At 69.6% G+C, this 7,560-nt stretch carries 8 protein-coding genes and 1 pseudogene; 8 read left to right on the top strand and 1 reads right to left on the bottom strand.

Features of this window, described 5'->3' with window-relative positions; translation table 11 throughout:
* Positions 1 to 182, top strand: a pseudogene (locus CA984_RS46795) (hypothetical protein); the annotation flags it as partial.
* 243 nt (positions 183 to 425) lie between these two features.
* Here CA984_RS46795 and CA984_RS41220 read toward each other — a convergent pair.
* Complete coding sequence (locus CA984_RS41220; RefSeq protein WP_242676461.1) at positions 426 to 983, bottom strand: hypothetical protein; 558 nt, start codon at positions 981 to 983, stop codon at positions 426 to 428.
* A 324-nt stretch (positions 984 to 1,307) separates the two neighbouring features.
* On the opposite strand from CA984_RS41220, the gene CA984_RS41215 reads away from it, so the two are divergent.
* The 7 genes from CA984_RS41215 to CA984_RS41185 all read left to right on the top strand — a co-directional run.
* Positions 1,308 to 1,793, top strand: a complete 486-nt coding sequence (locus CA984_RS41215; protein ID WP_086578767.1) for an RNA polymerase sigma factor — start codon at positions 1,308 to 1,310, stop codon at positions 1,791 to 1,793.
* Positions 1,790 to 2,419, top strand: a complete 630-nt coding sequence (locus CA984_RS41210) for a methylated-DNA--[protein]-cysteine S-methyltransferase (protein WP_207621235.1) — start codon at positions 1,790 to 1,792, stop codon at positions 2,417 to 2,419. Before CA984_RS41215 ends, CA984_RS41210 begins: the two co-directional genes overlap by 4 nt.
* Before the next feature lie 366 nt (positions 2,420 to 2,785).
* Positions 2,786 to 3,391, top strand: coding sequence for a hypothetical protein (locus CA984_RS46790; RefSeq protein ID WP_165781612.1), 606 nt, complete (start codon positions 2,786 to 2,788; stop codon positions 3,389 to 3,391).
* 160 nt (positions 3,392 to 3,551) lie between these two features.
* Positions 3,552 to 4,448 (top strand): prolipoprotein diacylglyceryl transferase, encoded by an 897-nt coding sequence (lgt, locus tag CA984_RS41200; RefSeq protein WP_086578768.1) that lies wholly within the window; start codon positions 3,552 to 3,554, stop codon positions 4,446 to 4,448.
* A gap of 1,347 nt (positions 4,449 to 5,795) precedes the next feature.
* Complete coding sequence (locus CA984_RS45715) at positions 5,796 to 6,113, top strand: hypothetical protein (protein WP_133061936.1); 318 nt, start codon at positions 5,796 to 5,798, stop codon at positions 6,111 to 6,113.
* An 87-nt stretch (positions 6,114 to 6,200) separates the two neighbouring features.
* On the top strand, positions 6,201 to 6,428 hold the full coding sequence (locus CA984_RS41190) for a hypothetical protein (protein WP_086578764.1): 228 nt from the start codon (positions 6,201 to 6,203) through the stop codon (positions 6,426 to 6,428).
* Between the two features lie 134 nt (positions 6,429 to 6,562).
* Positions 6,563 to 7,560, top strand: a 998-nt coding sequence (locus CA984_RS41185; protein ID WP_108724693.1) for a tyrosine-type recombinase/integrase, incomplete at its 3' end; no start/stop codon positions are given.

Genomic DNA, 7,560 nt, shown 5'->3' with positions numbered 1-7,560 from the left:
GCGCCACAGCGGCCCACCCGCCCACGCCACTGCCGCCACCCGGCTACGGCGCCGACCTGGCCACACGGGTACGCCTGCTCAAAACAGCCGGCCGCAGCGCACAGGCCGTCCTGCTGGTCCGCGGCGAAACCGGCATGAGCGAACCCGACGCCCAGCGCTTCGTCGACGCCATCCAGACCTGAGCCTCACCGCCACCCACGCCCAGCCACCCGCACCGGCCCCGGCGAAAGCCGGCGAGGGCACAGACGGCCCACCACGCCACCCGGCAAGCCCCGCACCGGACGGCAGCGGAGAACCAGACAGGCCCGGCCGGCAGCCTCACCACACCCCGGCCCACCACGCCCATCACCACCGGACGGGGGACAGGAACCCCACCCGCACACACCCCCACGTCCTCACCCGCGAAGACCCGCAGGGCCGAGAACTCATATGTAGGGACGGGTGACCGCGACCAGCTCCGCGACGGCGTCAGCGGTCCTGACCAGCAGCGCCGACGGGGGAGTCCGCTCACGCACATCCTCGGTCCTGATCGCCATCACCGCCGGAGGACTCCCCAGATCGCCATACCGGACGGCGACGGCCTCGGTGATCGCCCCACTGGCGTCGGCGACCACCTCCTTGACCGGCCTACGCGGACCCGAAATGGACAGATAACCGATCAGCGCGGCGAATCGTAGCTCATCGGCCATCGACGGCGCCACACCACCATCGTGGACAGGCAAGCCGGGCCGATCCAGCCAGAACACCCCGCCGTGCAGGAACCCCGCATAAGAGACCTCGCCATGCCGGAGCGTCCGCACCGTGTCGGCCAGCAGCCGCCCGAACTCGTCCAGATCCGCATCCGGCGGCAGATCGGTGGTGACCAGCAGCGGCACTATCAGCGAATCCAGCATCAGCAGCATCCCTCCACGAGTCGGCTCATCGTAGGGGGTGACACCGACAATCTCAGTGCGCACATCCGCACCCGGCGCGTCGAGCACCACCGCAGAACCCGCCACGCGGCCAGAACGAGCCGTCGCAGACACCCCAGGCCGGCCGCCCGCCATGCCCGACGGAACGCGCCCCGGCGCAGCTCACCGCCCCGGGGCAGCACCTTCCACCCCTACCCAACCCGCGGCAGACCCGCACCCCGCGACCTCACACCCACCTGCCCCCGGACGTCGACCAGGCACGAACGGAAACCACCCGCCCACGAAACCAGGCGGGGGAGTACCGGCTCGACCTCCAACGCACCGCCGCCCTGCGACAAGACCAACTCTTTTGACACCACCACCTCACATCCGGCCCGCCCGCAACGTTTACCCGATGTGAGACAGCATCCCTTCGAAAAGATCGTGGCTGAGCACGGGCCGACGGTGCTGCGCGTGTGCCGCGCCGTCCTCGGCCCCACCGCCGCCGCCGAAGACGCCTGGTCGGAGACGTTCCTTTCCGCGATGCAGGCCTACCCGGCCCTGCGAGCGGACAGCAACGTCGAAGCATGGCTGGTCACCATCGCCCACAGGAAAGCCCTCGACCAGCTACGCGCCGAGGCCCGGCGGGCGATCCCCACCGACAACCTGCCGGAACAACCAACCACGGACGGCCTACCCGGCGACGGGCAGTCGCAGCTGTGGAACGCACTGCACGCACTGCCCGTCAAACAACGCCAGACCATCGCCTACCACTACCTGGCCGGCCTGCCGTACACCGAAGTCGCCCAGGTCCTGGGCGGCAGCCCGCAGGCCGCCAGACGAGCCGCCGCCGACGGCATCGCCACACTGCGCAAGACCTACCTCAAAGGAGAGGACCGATGACGACCACACCTCCGAAGCCGGTCGACGGCGGCGATGAACTGTTCGGCAGGCTGCCCCAAACCGACCAGGCGACCCAGGACCGCCTGCACGCCCGCCTGGCCGCGGCCGCCCAACAGGCCGGGATCCTCGACGTCGCCTACCGCACCCTCGACACCCCGGTCGGGCCACTACTGCTGGCCGCGACCGAGCACGGCCTGGTACGCGTTGCCTACGCCAGCGAGGACCACGACAAGGTCCTGGACCGGCTCGCCGAAACCGTCAGCTCCCGCCTGCTGCGCGCCCCGGCCCGCCTGGACGCCGCCGCCCGCCAGCTGGAGGAGTACTTCACCGGCCGGCGCAGCCTGTTCGACCTGCCCCTGGACCTGCGCCTGGCCCGCGGCTTCCGCCGCGAGGTCCTGTCCCACCTGCGCGACATCACCTACGGCACCACCGCCAGCTACGCCGCCGTCGCCACCGCCGCGGGCAGCCCCCGAGCGGTACGCGCCGTCGGCACCGCCTGCGCAACCAACCCGCTGCCCGTCATCGTGCCCTGCCACCGTGTCATCCGCAGCGACGGCGCCATCGGCCACTACGTCGGAGGCGCCGAGGCCAAAAAGACCCTGCTGACACTGGAGGCCACCCCATGACCCCCGGGTGACCCGGGCGGGGGATCCCCGTCCGGTGAACAGGTCATCCCATCGGAAAGCGCCTCACTCCCTCTGACGATCCCCGGCAGAATCGGAGGCGGGCCATGAGCCCCGGCGATCCGAGACGGACAAGTCCAGCTCATCTGCTCGCCGAAGGTCCTTGGGGCGGCCCAGAGCGCGGCGCATCCGGATCAGGTCCTCCCGGCAGACGTAATGAACTTCCAGGCCACCCGGACCGACCGCGGTGATCGCACGGTCGAGGAACCCCCGGACTCGAAGGTCGCCCCAGGGGAGCGCCGGGGTGCAGCAGTCACCACTGGCCCTGGGGGAGACGAACCCCACTCTGGGGCGGAGAAAGAAACCCGGGTGAGTCGCCACGAGGCCACCCGTTTCGTCAACCAGTCGGGCGCCGACGGAGGTGAAGGCAGCCGCCAGGGCTGGGGCGTGAGCCGGGACGCCGTCCCAGAGCAGGTCCAGATCGCCGGTCAGTTCGGTGGAACCATGCATGATGCCGGCGACCTGCCCGATCACCACGGCCCGGACACCGTGGTGATGCAAGGCCTCGAGCAGAGGGAACGGGTCGAACCCGAGAGCATCGTCGGTGCCGACCGTGCCGACGTCGTCGTCGGCGTCCTGGTGGCCCAGACCGGTGCCCGCCCGGCTCAGCGCCAGTTCACGGGTACGTCGAGCGGCGACGCGGAGCCGTTCCAGCGGTTCGTCGATCATCCGACCCATACAACACCCGGCCGCGCACATGGCGCACTCGAATTTCCGAAGATCACCGAAGGGCGTGAAAACACCCTCTCAGGCCTGGAGAAGTCCTTCTCCCTGGACGCGTTCGATCAGGATGTGATCGCGAAATCACGCCAGGAGACGCGCATCACCCGGGTGCTGCCGTGCGGATCGGGACAGTCGGGTACCACGGGCCCCACCCGGGCCCGTGGTACCGGCCCCCAAAGCAACTGTCCGTAGTCACGGTGCCGGTCGCGGCCGGCCCGCCGGGCGGCAGCGGGGGAGTAGCGACCGAACAGCCACCCGATGCCGCACCGGTTCGGTCACGCAACGTCGCAGAAGGTTCGCGATCAGGTCACGGAGACGGCCAAGCGGCCTCACGTTGGCTAACCTCACCGGCATGCCTCTCGCCTCGATTCCCAGCCCTTCCGAAGGGGTCTGGCATCTCGGATTCATCCCGATCCGGGCCTACGCGCTGTGCTTCATCATCGCGATCGTCTTCGGCATCTGGCTCAGCGAGCGCCGCTGGCGCGCCCGCGGCGGCGAGAAGGGCGCGATCGGCGACATCGCGCTCCCCGCAGTGATCTTCGGCCTGATCGGCGCTCGCCTCTACCACGTCATCACCGACTGGCAGACCTACTTCGGCCCGCGCGCGATCAAGGAGCCCTACCGGGCACTGTTCATCTGGGAAGGCGGGCTCAGCATCTGGGGTGCGGTCGCCCTGGGAGGCGTGGGCGTGTGGCTGGCCTGCCGCCGCCGGGGGCTGCCTCTGGGCGCCGTGGCCGACACGGTCGCGCCCAGCATCGCGTTCGGGCAGGCGATCGCCCGCTGGGGCAACTGGTTCAACCAGGAGCTGTACGGCAGCCCGACCACGTTGCCATGGGGCCTGGAGATCGACCAGGCGCACGGCGGCGAGCCGGGCGTGCTCTACCACCCGACGTTCCTGTACGAGTCGCTGTGGGACGCGGCGCTCGGCTGCGGACTGATCCTGGCCGGCAGGCGGTTCACGCTGCGCCACGGCCGCCTGTTCGCCCTCTATGTCGCCGGCTACACATTCGGGCGGTTCTGGATCGAGGGGCTGCGGATCGACCCGGTCGGCGGAGTGGACCACGCGGCGACGCTCCTGGGGCTGCGGATCAACCAGTGGACCTCGATCGTGCTGTTCGTCGGCGCGCTGGTCTACCTCTGGGTGACTCGTAACAAGGACACCGAACAGACCATGGTCCCGGCCTCACAACACAAGGCCTCGCACGACGAGAACGACGGGCAGGTCTCCAATCCGATCGAGGGCCCCTGACGCGACCACCATGCCCTGAGAGTCGCGAATACGGTTGCGGTAAGTGCGCCACGGCGAAGACCGAGAACCGGCTGGCCGCGCCTGCGGGTGCGCTGCGGATCGGGTGGGGCACCGAGTAGGTCGCTTGAGGCGGGACAGGGCCGGGCAAGTGGATCGCCCGGGTTGCCCATGGGATGGGATCGGGGGCGTCGCGACGGTAATCGTTATACCAAACAGAATTCACCTTCTGTCTGGTTAAGGATTTCATTGTCTCGATAGGGGTGGTTGGGGCGGGGTTCGTGTGGGATTTGCCGCTTCGGTGTGCTCGGCGCATGGACGCCCGGAGCCGTCGGCGGACGAGCGCCGCCCGGACGATCCGGAGCCGGTGCGGCCTCGGACCGTCCGGGCGGCGGGCGGTGCGGGCACCGGTGGATCCGGTGGCCGGATCCGGCGGCTGAGGGCCGCTCGGCGGCCAGCGATCTTACTTTGGGGGCTTTTAGGCGTTTTGGGCGAAGATCTGTTGTCCGGCGGCTCGCTGCGGCCCGGTGCCGTCGTGGCGCCGCGTCATGCCGGCGTCGGCGGGTGCGGGCTGCGGGGCTGTTGCGGGCCGGGGCTCGTGTCGCGGAGTCGACGGCGCCCGAGGTTCGTGATGCGCGGCGGGCTCCGGCCTGCCCCTGTCTTTTCGATGCATAATTTTACTTATGCATCACTTGGGATCCTCCCCTTCTGTCCCTTCTGCGGTGAGAACTCCAGCGTGATCGCGGCCCTGTCTCAGCCGCGTCTCCTGGCGCCGGGCGGTGTGTCCGTGAGGGTTTCGGTGCTGTTCCGCACTGTTCGGTTGCGCGGCGAGAGGGCTGGGCGTGGCGGCGGCCCGTGGCCGGTGAGGGGCCGGTTACCCTCCGTGGGAGTCCGTGCCGGTACGGCGGGCCGCTCCCCCGGCGGGACGCTTTGGGGGGCTTGGCGCTGTGACGGGCGGGGACGGGCGGGGACGGGCCGGAGGCGGTGGTGGTTATAGTTGCCTGTGATCAAGGTGGCGGCCCCTTCCCGGTGGAGCAGGGTCTGGTCCGTTCGCACGGGAGGCTGAGATTGGCCGGCCATGGCAGAGGGCGTCCCGGCTGGCTGCATGTGGGTCCTTTGGAGGAGCGGCTGACGCGGGGCTGGGATCCGGGTGTCTTTCCCGATGCCGGTCTGCTTCTGGGGGTCATGACGCTCGCGGCGGTGCCGCGTGGGCTTGCCGTCCGGTTGGCCGCTCACCTGAGCGGCGGTATTTATCTGGGCCCCGGAGCTGTGCCGGATTTGAGTGGTTTTGAGTCTCTCCGGGATGTGCGGTTGCCGGTGCAGGACGGGGGGTGGGATCGCAGTCCGGGGGTGTACGACCCGGTGGCCCGGCGGATCGGTGTGGGGACCGTCCCCTCCCCCAGTGTCAGCGTCTGTGGTCATGAGCTCGGCCATGCCTGTGACCACATGGACGGGTTCCCCTCGCGGGCGCAGTTCTGGGCCGGTCTTCACCGGGAGTGCGCCGATCATCTGGCGTCGCCCTATCGGGAGGATGCCGGGGAGCTGTTCGCCGAGTGTTTCGCCTCCGTGCTGACCAGGCGTGTCACCCGTCTCATCCGGCTGCTGGGAGACGAGGCGCGGGCCGAAGGGGTCTACCACTGGTTGTCCGGCCGCTACGGGATCGGTTGAGCGGGGCCTGGGCAGGTGTCATGGCTGGCGGGGTGGCCGCGGGGCTATGCTGGCGGCGGGTGAACGGTGTCGGCGGGAGGGGTTGCGTTGAACGTGATCATGCTGCCGGGTGGTGTGCTCCGCGTGCCGTGGGCCGTCACGCTGGCTGACGGTACGAAGGTGGACGGGACCCGCGATGTGCGGCCGGGTGAGGGCGACTACGAGCAGTGGCTGCCGTTCGCGCGGGCCGAGGACGACCTGTGGCGGGTGGAGGGCCTGGAGGCGGCGCGGGATGCGGAGATTCTGAGCCGGTGGCGGGCCCGTAAGAGTGCCTGACCTGCCGGGTGGGTGGTGGTCCCGGCGCGCCGTGGGGTGGTGGCGTGTCCCCCGTTGTTGCGTTCCTGTGATGCATAATGCTGATCTGTGCGTGATGTGATCTTGCTGTTCTCCGTTGCGGTGGGAGGGCCGTCGTGAGCGGCGGTGATCGGCCGGTGTCGGTGGGTCTGCCCGAGGCGGTCGCGGAGTTCTTGTCGGCTCTGCGCACCAAGAAGCTCTCTTCGCACACCGTCGCCGGTTATCGGCGTGATCTGGAGCTGGTGGCGGGGCTGGCCGCGGTCGCGGCGGGTGTGGGCGTGGCCGATCTGGAGGTCCGGTCGCTGAGCGGCCGGTTGGTCCGTACGGCGTTCGCGGAGTTCTCCGGGCCTCGTTCGGCGGCCAGTGTCAACCGGGCCTGGAGTGCCTGGAACCAGTTTTTGTCCTTCTGTGTGGCCGAGGGGTTGCTGGAGGGCAATCCGATGGCGGCGGTGCCCCGGCCCAAGCAGCCGGCCAAGGCTCCCAAGCCTCTTTTGGGTGATGGGAGTGCCTCGGCGACGTTGCTGGAGCGCATCGCCGCCGGGGCGCGCAGGGCCCGGGATCCGTGGGTGGAGCGTGATCTGGTGGTTTTGGCGCTGGCGCTGGTCACCGGGATGCGTTCGGCGGAGTTGCTGGGGCTGACGCTGGGGTCGATCGGTGGTTCGCCCGGTGATCGGCGTGTGCAGGTGGTGGGTAAGGGCGGCAGGAGCCGTTCGCTTCCGATCGAGCCTCCGGTCGAGCGTGTCGTCGAGAGTTATCTGCACAGCCGTATGGCCCGTTTCGGGCTGAGTGCGCTCCCCCGTTCGGCGGCGTTGCTGGTCGACACCGCGAATGAGCCGTTGCGGCGGGGTGGTCTGCAGTATCTGGTCCGTCAGTGTTACCGCCACGCCGGTGTGCACGATCGGGTGCAGAGGGGCACGCTGGTGCACGCGTTGCGTCATGAGTTCGCCACGCGGCTGGCTGAGCGGGGGGCCTCGGCGCATGAGTTGATGGAGTTGCTGGGGCACTCCTCCATCGTCACGGGGCAGGCTTATATCGCTTCGACCGCCCGTGAGGTGCGCCGGGCGGCGCAGGGTAATCCCGCCTACGGCGTGCTGGAGCGGTTGCGGCCGGAGGG

Source organism: Streptosporangium minutum (assembly GCF_002149035.1).
GTDB classification, from domain to species: Bacteria; Actinomycetota; Actinomycetes; order Streptosporangiales; family Streptosporangiaceae; genus Streptosporangium; species Streptosporangium minutum.
The sequence above is the reverse complement of the archived record's forward strand: the minus strand, read 5'-3'. Positions and strand labels throughout refer to the sequence as shown.

Coding starts and splice junctions, on each gene's coding strand:
- CA984_RS41210 (WP_207621235.1), top strand. CDS start 1,790: ATGACGACCACACCTCCGAAGCCGGTCGACGGCGGCGATGAACTGTTC.
- lgt (WP_086578768.1), top strand. CDS start 3,552: ATGCCTCTCGCCTCGATTCCCAGCCCTTCCGAAGGGGTCTGGCATCTC.